The sequence below is a fragment of the Vibrio sp. 16 genome (assembly GCF_963681195.1).
Lineage (GTDB): Bacteria > Pseudomonadota > Gammaproteobacteria > Enterobacterales > Vibrionaceae > Vibrio > Vibrio sinaloensis_D.
Genome location: NZ_OY808997.1, coordinates 1043987 through 1059202, shown reverse-complemented (window position 1 = coordinate 1059202; position 15216 = coordinate 1043987). Strand labels below are relative to the sequence as shown.

Annotated in this window: 15 protein-coding genes; 10 read left to right on the top strand and 5 right to left on the bottom strand. The window is 45.0% G+C overall.

Translation table 11 applies throughout. The features are described from left to right. Positions 1-87 precede the first annotated feature (87 nt). Entirely contained in the window at positions 88-792 is a 705-nt protein-coding gene (locus U9J37_RS04685; protein ID WP_005473811.1) for a glycerophosphodiester phosphodiesterase, read from the bottom strand. Between the two features lie 122 nt (positions 793-914). Between U9J37_RS04685 and U9J37_RS04680 the strand changes: the two genes are divergently transcribed. The 3 genes from U9J37_RS04680 to U9J37_RS04670 all read left to right on the top strand — a co-directional run bounded on the left by U9J37_RS04680 (position 915) and on the right by U9J37_RS04670 (position 3728). Further along, on the top strand, positions 915-1787 hold the full coding sequence (locus U9J37_RS04680) for a DMT family transporter (protein WP_043887163.1): 873 nt from the start codon (positions 915-917) through the stop codon (positions 1785-1787). A 114-nt stretch (positions 1788-1901) separates the two neighbouring features. Beyond that, positions 1902-2858 (top strand): lactate/malate family dehydrogenase, encoded by a 957-nt coding sequence (locus tag U9J37_RS04675; RefSeq protein WP_005473813.1) that lies wholly within the window; start codon positions 1902-1904, stop codon positions 2856-2858. 87 nt (positions 2859-2945) lie between these two features. Continuing rightward, entirely contained in the window at positions 2946-3728 is a 783-nt protein-coding gene (locus U9J37_RS04670; protein ID WP_005473819.1) for an MBL fold metallo-hydrolase, read from the top strand. Here U9J37_RS04670 and U9J37_RS04665 read toward each other — a convergent pair. Next, positions 3696-4214 carry a lipocalin family protein gene (locus tag U9J37_RS04665; RefSeq protein ID WP_038134485.1) on the bottom strand — a complete coding sequence of 173 codons (519 nt, stop codon included), beginning with the start codon at positions 4212-4214 and terminating at the stop codon, positions 3696-3698. The two genes, U9J37_RS04670 and U9J37_RS04665, sit on opposite strands and share 33 nt — an antisense overlap. A gap of 167 nt (positions 4215-4381) precedes the next feature. Next, the gene (locus U9J37_RS04660; protein WP_038187030.1) at positions 4382-4606 is read right to left on the bottom strand and encodes a hypothetical protein; all 225 of its coding nucleotides are present in this window, start codon (positions 4604-4606) and stop codon (positions 4382-4384) included. Positions 4607-4929: 323 nt separating this feature from the next. On the opposite strand from U9J37_RS04660, the gene U9J37_RS04655 reads away from it, so the two are divergent. The 4 genes from U9J37_RS04655 (at position 4930) to U9J37_RS04640 (ending at position 9002) form a co-directional block, all read left to right on the top strand. After that, positions 4930-6549 (top strand): ATP-binding protein, encoded by a 1620-nt coding sequence (locus U9J37_RS04655; RefSeq protein WP_005473839.1) that lies wholly within the window; start codon positions 4930-4932, stop codon positions 6547-6549. Next, a complete protein-coding gene (locus tag U9J37_RS04650; RefSeq protein WP_005473817.1) occupies positions 6546-7229 on the top strand; it encodes a response regulator in 684 nt (227 codons plus the stop codon). Before U9J37_RS04655 ends, U9J37_RS04650 begins: the two co-directional genes overlap by 4 nt. A gap of 236 nt (positions 7230-7465) precedes the next feature. Beyond that, positions 7466-8272, top strand: coding sequence for a hypothetical protein (locus tag U9J37_RS04645; RefSeq protein WP_005473763.1), 807 nt, complete (start codon positions 7466-7468; stop codon positions 8270-8272). A 70-nt stretch (positions 8273-8342) separates the two neighbouring features. Next, entirely contained in the window at positions 8343-9002 is a 660-nt protein-coding gene (locus U9J37_RS04640) for a DUF2726 domain-containing protein (protein ID WP_005473818.1), read from the top strand. A gap of 116 nt (positions 9003-9118) precedes the next feature. Here U9J37_RS04640 and U9J37_RS04635 read toward each other — a convergent pair whose 3' ends face one another. Continuing rightward, positions 9119-10156: a GGDEF domain-containing protein gene (locus tag U9J37_RS04635; RefSeq protein WP_038134493.1), complete on the bottom strand. Its 1038-nt coding sequence runs from the start codon at positions 10154-10156 to the stop codon at positions 9119-9121. A 296-nt stretch (positions 10157-10452) separates the two neighbouring features. Then, the gene (locus U9J37_RS04630) at positions 10453-10944 is read right to left on the bottom strand and encodes a VOC family protein (protein WP_005473773.1); all 492 of its coding nucleotides are present in this window, start codon (positions 10942-10944) and stop codon (positions 10453-10455) included. A 360-nt stretch (positions 10945-11304) separates the two neighbouring features. Between U9J37_RS04630 and nirB the strand changes: the two genes are divergently transcribed. The 3 genes from nirB (at position 11305) to U9J37_RS04615 (ending at position 15168) form a co-directional block, all read left to right on the top strand. Further along, a complete protein-coding gene (nirB, locus tag U9J37_RS04625; protein WP_005473821.1) occupies positions 11305-13863 on the top strand; it encodes a nitrite reductase large subunit NirB in 2559 nt (852 codons plus the stop codon). 14 nt (positions 13864-13877) lie between these two features. After that, positions 13878-14201, top strand: coding sequence for a nitrite reductase small subunit NirD (gene nirD, locus U9J37_RS04620; protein WP_005473845.1), 324 nt, complete (start codon positions 13878-13880; stop codon positions 14199-14201). Between the two features lie 118 nt (positions 14202-14319). After that, on the top strand, positions 14320-15168 hold the full coding sequence (locus tag U9J37_RS04615; protein ID WP_005473816.1) for a formate/nitrite transporter family protein: 849 nt from the start codon (positions 14320-14322) through the stop codon (positions 15166-15168). The last annotated feature ends 48 nt before the right edge of the window (positions 15169-15216 follow it).

The window sequence follows — 15216 nt, the reverse complement described above, 5'->3', positions numbered from 1 at the left end:
TCTGAACCAGCTTGGTATCTTGTCATCTTCATGCTGAGGCTTTGTGGTTTGGGGCGCTAATTTCGACTGGTTCTAATTTCGCGCTTTCTAGGGGTTAAAAAAGCGCTCAGGATAATCACTAAAAATACCATCTAGATTGCTAAGGCGCTTTAAGCGATTTGGGTTGTTTACTGTGTAGCACCAGACTTTATAGCCGAGCTTTTGCAGAGATGAAATCTGTTGTTTGCTTGTCCAGAGGTGGTTGAGATTGCAACCAACGGCTTGAACCTCTTCTAGAAGAAGTCGATCTTTTCTCTTCAATCTTTCTGACAAAACGGCAATGGCGTGGGTGGGAAACTGCTTTCTAAGCTGGCGAACGACATCGTGGTTAAAACTCGAAAACAGAATCGCCTCTTTTGGCAGCTCAATGCCTTTGAGGGTGTGCGCAAGGAGGTCGACAACGTGTTCAGGGTCATGGTGATCGATTTTCACTTCAAGGTTTAACTTGATGCGGTGCCGATTGGCAATGTCGAGCAACTCACTCAAGGTCAATATTGTTTGCGGAGAACATTCAGGATAACGATGGGCAAAATTAAGCTGGCGTAGTTCGCTTAAGGTCAGTGTATCAACTCGACCTTTCCCATTACTGCATCGATCAACTGTGTGATCATGGCAAACCACAAGAACATCATCTTTGCTTGGTTGGATATCGACTTCTATCCAGTTGAGGCCGAGCTCTATCGCAGCTTCAATACTCACTCGGGTGTTTTCAGGGTAATGACCGGCAATGCCTCGGTGTCCGACTATATTCATTTGCTTAACACAATCAAAAAATAATGAGCGGTTAGATTAGCGCTAAAGAGTGGTTGTCACTACAAAAATCTGAGACTATCGCCAAACAACAAAACAATAAAAAATAACGAAGAGATTTGATTTTGAACGCTGAACGTAAAGCTGCTTGGATACTTATTGCCACAACGATGTTGGCAGGTCTGGGCTGGATATTTTCCAAAGAAACCATTCAAGGCTTACCGCCTTTCGGTTTTATAGGTCTTCGCTTTTTGGTTGCTTCGGTTTGTTTACTGCCATTGTGTTTTCGGGCATTTCGACGCTTGAGTCGCGTTCAGCTAGCACAAGCCATTGGTGGGGGCGGTATTCTCGCTCTGGCACTTTTGGCTTGGGTCCACGCTATCTCTATAAGCGAAACCCTTGGAGAAGGGGCGTTTATTGTCAGTTTGTCGATGATCATTGTGCCAATTGTGGCTTGGGCACTGTTTAAAGAGCGGCCAAAGCGTGCATTTTGGTTTGCGATGCCAATTGCCATCGCTGGATTGGCGTTTCTTTCGTTGCAAGGAGGCTGGAATAGCTCGCCCGGGCAAATTTGGTTTCTTGCCAATGCGTGTTTGTTAGCACTTCATTTCAATATTAATAGCAAGCTAGCGCAAAAGCTTCCAATCTTACTGCTTACGTGTATACAGCTATTTGTGACGGGCTTGATTGCCTTGGTGATGTCACTTCTGCTTGAGGAGCCGCCAGTCAGTGTCGATTCGTCAATCTGGGGGTGGTTTGCAGCCAGCGCGGTTCTGGCCACCAGTCTAAGATACGTGATGCAGACACTTGGCCAGAAGGGATGTAACCCAGGCAACGCGGCGCTCATCATGTTGTTAGAACCCATTTGGACGGTGATATTAAGTATCCTCTGGTACGGCGAGCAACTTTCAACCAACAAACTGATTGGGTGCAGCTTGATCTTATTTGCTCTTCTATTTTATCGCACCGATGGCAGGCTTTTCAGAGTTCGCCGCTAGCAATAGTCTAGGTTTCTAGTGAGATCCTTCATTACTTATTTAGAAGGTAAAATTAAATTGCTATAATTGATGTGATTATTAGCAATTTGTCGTAAGAAACACAGGGATGAACACATGAAAATTGGAGTAATTGGTGCTGGTGCCGTTGGGGTGGGGGTGTGCAACTACCTCCTGACGATAGGCAGTGTGAGTGAGCTGGTATTGCTTGATAAAAATCTTGAACGTGCCGAAGGTGAAGTGTTCGATTTTCGCCACACCGCAGCACTAACGTTTTCAAAGAATACTCACTTAGTGCCAACCGATGATTATTTGAACCTGATTGGCGCGGACATTGTGGTGATTACCGCAGGCGCACAAATCCAACAGGGTCAGACTCGAATCGATTTGGCTGAGGTCAATAGCCGAATTGGTGTTGAAATTGCCAAAGAAGTTGAGCGAGTTGCGCCAAACGCCATTTTGATCGTCGTATCGAACCCTTGCGATATTGTGGCGCATTTTATCGCGACAAATACCAAGTTTCCTCGCTCTAAAGTGATCAGTAGCGGTTGTGTGATTGATACTGCGCGTCTGATGACCATAGTGGCAAACCGAGTCAACTTAGACCCTAAAAACGTGTTTGGCTATGTGTTGGGTGAGCATGGGAGCAACTGCTTCACGCCCAAAAGTTTGATTTCAATCGCTGGGCAGCCTGCAGACTACTATTGTGATACTCACCATATCGACCGAATCTGTGCGGACGAGTTATTAGAGTCTGTAAAGCAAGCTGGCTATGAGATATTTAAGCGTAAACAAAATACCACTCATGGTATTGCTGCCAGTGTGTTTAGAATTATCCAAGCGATAATGATTAACGAACGCTCAGTATTGCCTGTGGCGACTCTTCTTGATGGGCAGTATGGTATTAATGATGTTGTTCTAAGCCTACCAACCGTGGTTGGTAAGAATGGGGCGGAATCTGTTCTGAGCCATCCATTTACCGAAGAAGAACAGCAGACATTGAAACAAATAGCGCAAAACTTGGATGCCGTTGTGGCTGAAGTTGCCGAAAAAACGGGGCTTCTAAAGTCGTAGCAAATTCACACCTTAGAGTTTTTGCTCTTTCCATTTCTTGAGGACTCGCTAAATTAACAAGTGTAAATAACTTGTTAATAATTGCGAATGATACTCCACACTCTCAAAGGCTATATACAAACTCTGTATATAGCCGAATATCCCGATAAATTGATGCTGCTCGATGGTGCAAGCCGAGCGGATGTTGATGATATAACGCAGTTCGTCACCCTGAAGTTAAAAAGACCAATCACCGATCTACAAGTCGTGGTGATTACCCATATGCACCCTGACCATGCTGGTGGAGCCAATTTACTGCGGGCGCGCACGGGGTGTACATTGGTGTCGGCGGACCGCCCTAATCAGTGGTACTCGGGGCCAGATGGTTTCATTATGCACCTAACGGATATTGCATTGGCCATGTGGGTGGCTAAGCGCAAGAATCAGCCGAAGAGAAACCTTTGGTATAGTCGCCATTTACATCCTCAGGTAAGGGTTAGAGAGGGCGATGTTATACCCGGATTTGAAGATTGGCGGGTAATTGAAACACCAGGTCACACCGATAGAGACTTGTCACTATACCACCGCGAACAAGACCTGCTTTATGTGGCGGATCTAATTGTTGAAGTTAAGCAGCGTTTGATCTCTCCCTTTCCGATATTCCACCCGAATCAGTACCGAGCTTCAGTAAAAAGGGTATTTGAAATGGCTCCGAAGCGTCTACTGGCAGCGCATGGAGGGGAGGTGACTTTTGATAAGGAAACCTATCGATACCTGATCGAAACCACCCCTCGCACGCCGTCCACGCATTGGCGCGTCACTAAAATTCAATTGAGAAGTTTATTCACCGCACTTTGGTCACTCGGCCGAGCGAAACGGAAAAATCAATGACTCGGTGTTAAACCCTGCTTGTTCGGCAATGCGGAGATATTTATTCAGCTTGTAATCTGGAATGGTGGTGTTGCGAGATAGAATCCAGAAATACTCATTGTTATAGCCAGAAACAAGCGCAGTTGAGTAATCCGGTTCGAGATAAAAGACGACATAGCTGCTGTAAAACGGCCCAAAAAAGGAAACTTTCAAATGACCGACATCAGCGTCTTGAACAAACTTCGCTTTGCCGATGGCTTCATTCCAGATTTGATCTTTTTCGCTCCAACCTCGGTTGATGACTTTAATGGTGCCATCGTCGTTAAACGAATAGTTTGCCGAGACATTCGTCAGCCCACGTTCAAAGCTGTGGTCAAGCCTAGCGATTTCATACCATGTGCCGAGGTAACGATTGGCATCAAAATCAGAGACGGGCTTTACCCGCTCAGGAATTGCCGTACAGCCGTGGAGAAATATAAGTGCAATGAATAGAATGATTCTTTTCATATTTATCAGCCAGTTAACATAGATATCAGTAACTTTAGCTCTGTTGGGTGTGAAGATCTAGCAAAGTCTTATCGTGACTCATTTGCTTCTAGGATTTGCAGGCAATAAAAAAGAGAAGCTGAGCTTCTCTTCGTCGAAAGGTTGAATCTTGCGCGATTCACAGTGCACTATTTTTGTTCTAAACAAGCAAATTCAGCACGCCACAGTAACGAGTTAGATGACTCCATGTTAGCCAAGATCTCTTTCCCGGATAGTTGGGGGAAAGCGTGCATCACCTTCGCATCGTCTTCGCGATTTGATCTTGCATAAGCCCTAACATGAGTGAAAGTGCCAGATAAATTACTAGACAGCATAGAGCGTGAAAGGCAGATCCCAAATATGTCCCTTTTCATTTCGATTCCCTCAAAAAAGCAGCGATTATAGAGTGTTATTTTTTGCTGCGTAGCCAAATACGTTGCGCGCGTTTGCGCTGCTTAATAATTATACAAGAGGATTGCGTAAATAGCGCAAAAAATGAACATAAAAAAGATTGATCGTAATCAATAAACGATGAGTTTCTGCTCGTAGGTTTGGTGTGTCATCTGGTTAATTCGTTTTAGTTATAAAAATGGCTAAAAACAACAAATCATACACACACTTCATTCACAATTTCGCTACGACAAACTCGGACAGACTCGGCAACAGTGATAGCCTATAGTCGAGTTAAGGAGAGGCTATGAAATGGAGCAGTATCAGCTTTCGTAAGCGAATGTTGATTATCATGACGCTGTCTGGATTGATCGAGCTACTATTGCTCGTGGCAGCGGGCTTTATCTATGTGAAGCATTCTCAGGAAGAAGAGATGGGAATGAAAGCGTTAGGTTTGGCCTCTTTTTTGTCGAGATCCCAATATGTGATTGATGCAATCGAAACGGGCGTGACACCGGATCAACAGCAGCGATTTAGGGACCTGACTCAGCTTGTCGGTGCGGCGTTCATTGTGATCGGTGACGAAAATGGCGTTCGGCTCGTTCACCCTGTTGATGAGCGCATTGGTTTACCGATGAAAGGCGGTGACAACAAGCGTGCATTAGTGGATGGTGAGGCATACATTTCCACTGCTAAAGGGTCATTGGGCTACTCTGTGAGGGGAAAAGCGGCAGTATTTGATTCTGACGGAAATATTATTGGGGTAGTATCTGTCGGCTATTTGCTAGATAGACTTCAAGATCGAATCGAACCCTTCTTGCTTTATCTTATTTTGATGGCGCTTGCCGTCGTTGCCGCCAATGCGATTTTGTCGAGCTACGCCTCTCGACGTTTTCAAAAAGCCATTCTAGGTTTTGAGCCAGAAGAGATAGGGCGTTTGTATGTTGAGCTTGATGTTACGTTGGAAACATTAAAAGAAGGAATACTGAGTATTGACGGTGATGGTCGACTCCGATCGATAAACCGTAGTGCTTGTCAGATCCTGAATATTAATAAAGCGGACTCTATCAACAAGCCATTGAGTGAAGTACTCCCTGATAGCGACTTGCAATCGGTTCTTCAAACGGCGCGAACCGACCACGATATCAACCTCTATTTAAACCAAAAAAGGTTAATTGCGAACCGCAGTCCAATCATCGTTGATGGAAAAGTGGTCGGTGCGGTTTCAAGTTTCCGACTCAAAGATGATTTGACCGAATTGACCGAGCAGCTCGCAAAAACCAAAGAATACGCAGACCTATTGCGCTCTCAGACACATGAGCATCGCAACAAACTCAACACCATCAGTGGCATGGTTCAAATGGGAGAACTCGAAGCTGTTCAACATCTAATTGGTCAAGAAACCGCCCATTACCAAGCGATTATCGAGTTTTTGCGTGAAACCATTAAAGAACCACTCATTGCGGGTATGTTACTCGGAAAGACAGAGAGAGCGAGAGAACTTGGCCTCGAGCTGATGGTTGAAGAAGGATCAAGGCTACTTCCTCTGCCGGATCGAATTAACGCCGAAGATGTGGTAACGATTTTAGGTAACTTAATCGACAATGCTTTTGATGCCTCTAGAGAAGCGATGGCCAAAGACTCCGCGTTTAACGCCATTAGGCGTAAGGTTGAAGTTTCCATCAGTGATTATGGCAATGAAATCATTTTGGAAGTGTTGGATCGTGGATGCGGCTTACCCGATACCATAACGCCAGAATCACTGGTTGAGAGAGGAGTCTCTACCAAAGATCAGGAAACCCGAGGCGTCGGCTTGTATTTAGTTAATGAGTTGGCGATGCGCTATAGGGGCGAGCTGGAAATGGTCAATAACAAGGATAATGGAGCAAGAATGACGGTGTATTTACCGAAGGAAGATGTGGTATGAGCAAGCAAACAAAGGTGATGATCATCGAAGATGATATTGCCATAGCGCAATTGCATCAAAAGTACTTGGAGCAAATTGGTGGTTATGAAGTGATCGGTATTTGTACCACTAAGATGGAAGCCAATATTCAACTCGAGATATTGCAACCTGATCTGATTATGCTCGATGTTCATCTTCCTGATGGTTCAGGTTTAGAGATCCTCAATGAGCTGCGCAGCAAAAGTCTTCAATGTGATGTAATTTTGATTACCGCCGCAAGAGATGTGGATACGCTGCAAATGGCAATGCGTGGTGGCGTCGTTGATTACTTACTTAAGCCCGTTATGTTTCCGCGATTGGAGGCGGCCCTAGCTAAGTACGTCGAGCAAAAACAGCAACTGACGCGTGCTTCTGATTTAGACCAAACAATCGTTGATAAAATGCTGCAATCTACCAGCATTCACGAACCTTCCGTCAATCGACTGCCTAAAGGAATCGATGGCGTCACCTTGGATAAAATAAAAGCGTTATTCCAAGAGCCGATAAGCTTAACGGCCGATGAAGCTGGCGAGAGAATCGGTGCCAGTCGAACAACGGCGCGCCGTTATCTGGAGTATTTAATTAGCACTGGAGAGTTAGAAGCTGATCTGAACTATGGCTCAGTAGGACGTCCAGAGAGAAGTTACAGAAGATCTCAATAAGAACAACCATTCCTCACTCTCACCTAGACGTTTTAGGTATCGACCTCTAAAGTTGTAGAGTGGCTCGTGTCAGTTTATTCGCTCAATAGGGCGGACACTATAAGATGGAGCGTTGCACGCAACAGCTTCACGTATTGAAGGCTATTTTGATTAGCTGTCACATGACGTTGTCACTTTTGGTTGGGAGTTTGCCAAGATAAGTTTACTAAAACATTTCCAGCCGCTTAGGAGGGTGTATGAGAGTTTCAATTCTTTTCCTTTTGTTCGTTGCTCAAATGGTCGCTGCGAACCAAGAGATAAAACTCAGTTTGTCCTCACAATTGGATGGCGGTCACTCCTTTTATCACGAGTTATTGTTTGAGTCGTTAACCGATCTCGGTTACAAAGTGTCGATCTCAAGCCCTAGTGAGCATATTCCTCAGAAACGCGTGGTTAAAATGGTTGAGAGTGGAGCGCTCACGCTCACTTGGTTACTACCCACACCAGAGCGAGACGAAAGGTTCGTTGTGGTACCTGTGCCGTTAACCAACGGAATGATTGGCAAACGGATCTTACTCATCCCTCCTCAATTACAATCACAATTTGATGCAGTAAATAGCCTCGATGAACTGCAACGTTCGGGTTTAGTGGCGGGGCTCGGTATTAACTGGTTTGATGTCGCAGTGTGGAAAACCAATCAACTCCCAGTTTATCTCGCCGATGGTGAGTGGCGCTCTCTTTACAGGCTGATTTCTACGGATGGAAAAGTGAACTACTTTCCAAGGGGACTTAATGAGATCGTGTCTGAGGCGGAGCTTAACCCTCATTTGGCGATTGAGCAGCGTTTAATGCTGCAATATGATCGAGATTTTTATTTCTATTTGTCACCGCAAGCAAAAGAATACCAGCCCATCATAGAGCGTGCGCTTCGGAAAGCGAAAAGTTCTGGGCTGCTCGATAAGATCATCACTAAGCATTGGGGACGAACGTTTCAAGTCGTAGACCCAGCCAAGCGTGTCGTTATTCGACTCACCACCCCGAACGCCAAATCGCAAAATAACTAGCCGGATCTTGCTGTAAGCGTATAAAATCTAATAATAAACCTTTAGACATGTTTTAACCGGTGAGTCTTCGATGGAAAGTGTTTTTATTGTTGTTGCTATCTTGGTGATCTTTTTCTTTGTTGTGCAGCAGCGATACCTTAAGCAAGATGAGTTAAAAGACAGTGCTTACAAAAAGAAAGGACCTTTGCTCAATATGCAAGAGTCTGCCTTTTATAACGCTTTGGTTACCGCGGTCGGTCAACATGGCGTCGTGTTAGCCAAAGTCAACATGAGCAATGCCATCGCACCGTTGGCAACCAATAAGAAAGAATGGTTTATTGCAAACAATCGCATCGCAAAGAGCTACTTTGACTTCGTCGTGTGTGACCCACGTACCTTGCATCCGAGAGTAGTGATCGAACTCGATAACGGCAAAGAGCTGGATAAAGGGAAGGTCGAACGACAAAAGCTCTTGATGCACGTTTGTAAGTCTGCTGGGGTGCCTTTGATTGGGGCGAGTATTAAGCACAGCTATCAAGTCGGACGACTAAGACGCTTACTGGCGGCGCATATTGATCTTATCGAGCCAGAAAAAGAAGTTCGATTTTGCAAGCGCTGCGGTAGCCCGATGGTGATCAAAATTGCTAGCCAAGGTGAACACAAAGGGCGTCGTTTCTTTACGTGTAGCCGTCAGCCTCATTGTACCTACACAGAAAACTATAATGTGGTCTTTGATGAAGAGGCATCGTAGAGCCTTCAAGATAAGAAGAAACTGACACTCGTTAAGCGCGAGCTCCTAAGAAAGTAATTCCTCGAGCGCTTATCACATCAAGCAAAGGTTAAGGATCTAGTGGTTAGGATTAGTGACTAAGAACTGGCTGAGGTCACTACCTCCTGACTTACCATCACTTGATTTCGACCATTTTTCTTCGCTTTGTATAGCTCTTTGTCGGCCTCTTTTAGCACAGACTCCAAGCTATCAAAGTGGTGGCACTCATAGACACCAATACTCACGGTGAGTTTAATGGGGGCTTCCGCACCACTGAAAGAGTATTGCTCAATGGCTTGGCGAATAAGCTCAGCTTTATACTTAGCGTGCTGTAGGTTTGAGTTGTGCAGCGCGATACAAAATTCCTCCCCACCTATGCGATAGACTAAATGTTCATCGCATAATGCATCCAGCAACGCTGCGGTTTCAACTAAGACTTTATCGCCGACATCATGCCCATATTGGTCATTCACTTGCTTAAAATAATCCAAATCTAATATCAAAAGAGATAACGGAACTTTTGCACTTTCATTGTGATAGCGGTTGAAATTGTGCACCAGTGCATGACGATTGTAGACACCTGTAAGCGAGTCCCGTGAAGCAAGCTGCCCTAATGACGCTTCAGAGGTTTTTCGTTTCACTTCCAGAATGTGGGAAGTAAGCCAAATACAACAAAAGGTCAGGGCGAAATTGATCGCTAGATGAGCGCTATCAACAAAACTGCATTCAATGATTTTGTAGCTAACCGTCATTAAAACGGTCAAAAAACCCGCCCCGGTCGCGAGCGTTCCTTTGCGCCTCCCCAATATGAGATAGAACAAGACAGGGAACAAGCAAGCCCAAGTGAACAAGCCATAGGATAAGGGGTAGACGAAGGTCGCATAGGTGACTAGAGATATCAGCGTGAACACATAACTCACTGTTAACGGTGCGCCTGAAGAGTGTTGGTAGGTGTTGTAACTAACAAACAGCGAGATAAGGCTAAACGTCGCTAAAGGCCATATTTGAATCGGTTCTGCACCGTCTAAAAAGTTGAAAATGCTAAAAATTGCAGACATACAGGCAAGCATAAGGCTTAACCAAAAAAGGACAGCCCGACGTAAATGTCGAGAAGGATGAAATATATCTAGCTCCATGTCCTTACTTCCTGCATTAATATGCTCTATAGCGAATATCAGACCATAGTATGCTTTTAGTTGCGGGAATCAAGATTGTATCGGGCTCAAGATCACATAATTAAAACGAGAATCGTTGCTTTTGTGAGCAGACTAGTCCAAAAGTACTGTTGTTGAATAGCTATGCATTTAACTCAAAGGTAATTTATTTTGAAATATAAAAGAATTCCCTTCGGGTTAGTTCTTTACCGTATGAATGCGTAGGAGAACAAAGGGGAAAGCATGCTGAACAAATCGCCAGCATGCTACTCAGAGGGTTATTCGTAGTCTGAAGCGTAAGTTTCTTCATATGAGTGCGAGTAAAACTCAAATAAGTTGCCAAATGGGTCTTCTAGATACACCATTTGCGCTTGTTTTAGCTCATCTTCTGGATGGTAACGCATAATATCCATGCGAACCTTACCGCCAAACTCTTCAACGCGTTTAATCGCCGTTGCAAATTGTTCTTTTGATACTTGTAGACAGAAATGGAAGATACCTAAGCGAGAGAAATCTACGTCGTGACGATCTTGACGTTCTTCCATTTCGAATAGTTCAACACCAATACCGTCTGAAGTCACAAGGTGAGCGATGTTAAAGCCTTTAAAGCCTTCTCCGAATACAGCGATACACATGCGGCCGATTGCAGTTTCACGTTCTTCAATCACTTTGGTGTTGTTCATAACAATACGAAGACCGAGTGCTTTGGTGTAAAACTCGACCGCTTTGTCCATGTCGCCAACCATGATGCCTACGTGATTCATTTTCATAATATGCTCCAAAATTCGTTGTGTGTTTCGTTTCAATGGAGAGAAGTGTAGGGTGAGCGTTGGTGAAATAAAAATTATTGATAATTATTATTTTAATAAATATTGGTTATCAATTAGGGTGGTTGCAAACAAGAAGTTAGCAAGGCGTGTTTTGTCGAAAACATCGTTATAGAGTTCGAGATATTTCACAAAATGGAATTGGCTGCCCTAAAATGAAAAGTAATTACAAAATATAAGTGGTTATTTTGTGTTCCTACCCCTTTAGAGTAGTTTAATTTTGTAATTGATTTACATCATGTATTAATTTTTTTTCATAATCAACAATGCGCTCAGATAAGAACCTAACCCTTAGGAAGTAATATGAGCAAGTTGAAGCTGGTCGTTATTGGTAACGGTATGGTAGGGCACCGTTACATTGAAGACTTAGTCGAGAAAGCGGACGCATCTCAGTATGAGATCACTGTTTTTTGTGAAGAACCACGTGTCGCTTATGACCGTGTCCACCTTTCTTCTTACTTTTCTCACCACACTGCGGACGAGTTATCTCTAGTTAAAGAAGGTTTCTACGAGAAGCATGGTGTGAATATGTTGATTGGCGAGCGTGCCATTAACGTAAACCGTGAGAAACGTATCGTTCATTCGAGCACAGGTCGTGAAGTTCAATACGACAAGCTGATTATGGCAACTGGCTCCTTCCCATTTGTTCCACCTATCAAGGGACGTGAAAGCAAAGACTGTTTTGTTTACCGTACTATCGAAGATCTCAAAGCGATCGAAGCGTGCGCGAAGAAGAGCAAGGTAGGCGTGGTTATCGGTGGCGGCCTACTTGGTCTTGAAGCAGCGGGTGCATTGAAAGCGCTGGGCGTTGAAACGCACGTGGTGGAGTTCGCACCGAAGCTGATGGCTGAACAGCTAGACCAAGCGGGTGGCAATCAACTTCGCCAAAAAATCGAGAGCATGGGTGTTAAGGTTCACACAAGCAAAAACACACTAGAAATCGCTCCTGAGGGCAAAGATGCGCGCAATGTTATGCGTTTTGCTGACGGTACTGAACTAGAGACAGATTTCATCGTGTTCTCTGCAGGTATCCGTCCACAAGATAAGCTGGCTCGTGACATGCAGTTGGATGTTGCCCCACGTGGTGGTATCGCCATTAACGATTTCTGTCAGACATCTGATGAGAACATTTATGCGATTGGCGAGTGTGCGTCTTGGAATGAAACCTTCTACGGTCTTGTCGCACCTGGTTACAAGATGGCAACTGTGGCTGTTGACCACATTGTGGGTAACGACAGCAAGTTCGAAGGTGCCGACATGTCGGCAAAACTTAAGCTTCTTGGCGTAAAAGTTGGCTCAATTGGTGATGCTAATGGTCGCACTCCTGGTTGTAAGAGCTACGTTTACCAGAACGAAGAGCAGGAAGTATACAAACGCTTAATCGTATCTGAAGACAACAAGAAGCTTCTTGGCGCGGTAATGGTCGGTGATACCTCTGATTACGGCGATCTTCTGCAGCTAATGCTTAACGAAATCGACCTACCAGAACACCCAGACGCACTTATTCTGCCAGCTCACGCAGGCGCAGAAAAACCAACACTAGGTGCAGATGCTCTGCCTGATTCTGCGGTTATTTGTTCTTGTTTTGACGTGACTAAAGGCAAAATCGCAGAGGCAGTTGCACAAGGTCACCACACGATTGGCGACATCAAAGCGGTAACAGGTGCAGGTACGGGTTGTGGCGGCTGTATTCCACTTGTTACCTCTGTGCTAAATGCTGAGCTTGAAAAAGCGGGCGTTGAAGTAAAAGCAGACGTTTGTGAGCACTTTGCTTACTCTCGCCAAGAGCTTTTCCATCTAGTGCGTATCGGTGAAATTAAATCGTTCGAAGAGTTGCTAGAGAAACACGGTAAAGGCTACGGCTGTGAAGTGTGTAAACCACTAGCAGGCTCTATCCTTGCTTCATGCTGGGGTGACCACATCCTGAAGCCATCTCTAGTTAAGCTGCACGATACCAACGATAACTTCCTAGGTAACATGCAAAAAGATGGTACGTACTCTGTTATTCCACGTATGGCTGGTGGTGAAGTCACGCCACAAGCGCTTGCTGCACTCGCAGATGTTGCCGCTGAATACAACCTGTACACCAAGATCACAGGCGCTCAACGTATCGGTCTATTTGGTGCGCAGAAAGATGACCTTCCTGCAATCTGGAAAAAGCTAATCGAAGCAGGTTACGAAACAGGCCAAGCTTATGCGAAAGCACTGCGTATGGCTAAGACGTGTGTCGGCTCTACGTGGTGTCGTTACGGCGTTCAAGATTCAGTTGGCCTTGGCGTAATGATCGAGAACCGTTACAAAGGCATCCGTACACCTCATAAGATGAAGTTTGGTGTGTCTGGTTGTACTCGTGAGTGTGCAGAAGCACAAGGCAAAGACTTGGGCATCATCGCAACTGACGCCGGTTGGAACATGTACGTGTGTGGTAACGGTGGTATGAAGCCTCGTCATGCAACGTTACTAGCCGGTGACCTAGACAAAGAAACGCTGATCAAGTACATCGACCGATTCATGATGTTCTACATCCGTACAGCAGCACCACTACAGCGCACATCGGTATGGTTCGAAAACCTAGAAGGCGGCATTGATTACCTTCGTGAAGTGATCATCGAAGACAAGCTAGGCATTAATGACCAACTTGAAACAGACGTAGCGAAATTGGTTGAAGAGTATCGCTGTGAGTGGGCTGACACGATTAACGATGAAACTCAGCTTAAGCGCTTTGCACACTTTGTTAACTCTGATGAGCGCGATGACAACGTTAAGTTTGTCACGGATGGTCGTAGTCAGCATCGCCCAGCAACATTCACTGAAAAACATCCTGAAGCGAAAGGTGACATCCTTCACGTAGAAGTGGTTTAAGGGGAGAAGAGATCATGGCATTTACAAAAGTTTGCAACATCGAAGACATCATCCCAGGCACTGGCGTAGTCGCACTGTTTGAGGGTGAGCAAGTGGCTATCTTCCGCCCACGAGCAACGGAAGAAGTCTTTGCAATCAACAATATGGACCCATTCTTTCAGTCAAATGTACTGTCACGTGGCCTGATTGTTGAGCACGATGAGCAATTATGGGTAGCAAGCCCGCTTAAGAAGCAACGCTTTAATCTAGCAACAGGCGCATGTATGGAAGATGAGCGTATGAGCGTGAAATCGTACAAAGCACGTGTCGCAAAGGGCAAAGTGGAGATAGCGGCTTAATCAAGTGTTAAACGAGATTTAATAGCTTAAAGGTTCGCTGCTTCTCAGTTGGGGAACAGCGAGTCTTTCACTATTCAATTTCAACTTTTAACTTTCAATTTTGGATAAGGACACATTCATGTCTACAGACTTTAAACCTGCTGAATTCGTGCAAACTATGATTAACATTGGCGAAGCAAAGACGAAAACGAGCGCTCGTGATCTGCTTCTTCGCGGCACAATGGCGGGTATCATCTTATCGCTTGCGGTTGTTGTTGCGATTACAACAATCGTACAAACTGGTGTGGGCGTCGTTGGTGCGTTGGTCTTCCCAGTTGGATTCGTTATTCTTTCGGTGATGGGCTATGACTTGGTAACTGGTGTCTTTGGTCTCGCGCCACTGGCTAAGTTTGAAGGTCGTCCGGGTATTACTTGGAATCGTATCTTCCGTTGTTGGGGCCTTGTTGGTCTAGGTAACCTTATCGGCTCTCTAATCGTAGCCTACCTAGTGGCAATCTCTCTAACAGGTAATTTCTCTCTAGAACTAAACGCAGTAGCGAAGAAATTCATCGCTGTTTCTACTGCACGTAGCCTTGGTTTTGAAAACATGGGTATGGACGGATGGATTACCTGTTTCGTGCGTGGCATCTTCTGTAACCTGATGGTGTGTCTAGGCGTTATCGGCAACATGACAGCACGCACTGTCGCTGGCCGCGTCGCAATGATGTGGTTCCCAATCTTCATCTTCTTTGCACTCGTGTTCGAGCACACAGTGGTAAACATGTTTCTATTCCCACTAGGCATGATTCTAGGCGCGGACTTTGGTATTGCGACTTGGTTGAACTTTAACCTAATCCCAACAATCCTAGGTAACATTGTGGGTGGCTTGATCATGACTTGTATCCCGCTTTACTTAACTCACGCAAAAACAGCGCCTTCTCTAAGCGATGAAGAGAATGTGAACGCAAAACCTGTGCTAGCAAAATAGTGATGTAAAGACCTCACGCTAAAACGTGGGGTCTTGTTTCTTTCTCGA

What these genes read in the sequence shown, in the direction of transcription:
- U9J37_RS04685 (WP_005473811.1), bottom strand. Translation starts at nt 792, where the DNA reads ATGAATATAGTCGGACACCGAGGCATTGCCGGTCATTACCCTGAAAAC.
- U9J37_RS04650 (WP_005473817.1), top strand. Translation starts at nt 6,546, where the DNA reads ATGAGCAAGCAAACAAAGGTGATGATCATCGAAGATGATATTGCCATA.
- U9J37_RS04630 (WP_005473773.1), bottom strand. Translation starts at nt 10,944, where the DNA reads ATGAAAATGAATCACGTAGGCATCATGGTTGGCGACATGGACAAAGCG.
- U9J37_RS04675 (WP_005473813.1), top strand. Translation starts at nt 1,902, where the DNA reads ATGAAAATTGGAGTAATTGGTGCTGGTGCCGTTGGGGTGGGGGTGTGC.
- U9J37_RS04615 (WP_005473816.1), top strand. Translation starts at nt 14,320, where the DNA reads ATGTCTACAGACTTTAAACCTGCTGAATTCGTGCAAACTATGATTAAC.
- U9J37_RS04655 (WP_005473839.1), top strand. Translation starts at nt 4,930, where the DNA reads ATGAAATGGAGCAGTATCAGCTTTCGTAAGCGAATGTTGATTATCATG.
- U9J37_RS04635 (WP_038134493.1), bottom strand. Translation starts at nt 10,156, where the DNA reads ATGGAGCTAGATATATTTCATCCTTCTCGACATTTACGTCGGGCTGTC.
- U9J37_RS04640 (WP_005473818.1), top strand. Translation starts at nt 8,343, where the DNA reads ATGGAAAGTGTTTTTATTGTTGTTGCTATCTTGGTGATCTTTTTCTTT.
- U9J37_RS04665 (WP_038134485.1), bottom strand. Translation starts at nt 4,214, where the DNA reads ATGAAAAGAATCATTCTATTCATTGCACTTATATTTCTCCACGGCTGT.
- U9J37_RS04670 (WP_005473819.1), top strand. Translation starts at nt 2,946, where the DNA reads ATGATACTCCACACTCTCAAAGGCTATATACAAACTCTGTATATAGCC.
- nirB (WP_005473821.1), top strand. Translation starts at nt 11,305, where the DNA reads ATGAGCAAGTTGAAGCTGGTCGTTATTGGTAACGGTATGGTAGGGCAC.
- U9J37_RS04660 (WP_038187030.1), bottom strand. Translation starts at nt 4,606, where the DNA reads ATGAAAAGGGACATATTTGGGATCTGCCTTTCACGCTCTATGCTGTCT.
- nirD (WP_005473845.1), top strand. Translation starts at nt 13,878, where the DNA reads ATGGCATTTACAAAAGTTTGCAACATCGAAGACATCATCCCAGGCACT.
- U9J37_RS04645 (WP_005473763.1), top strand. Translation starts at nt 7,466, where the DNA reads ATGAGAGTTTCAATTCTTTTCCTTTTGTTCGTTGCTCAAATGGTCGCT.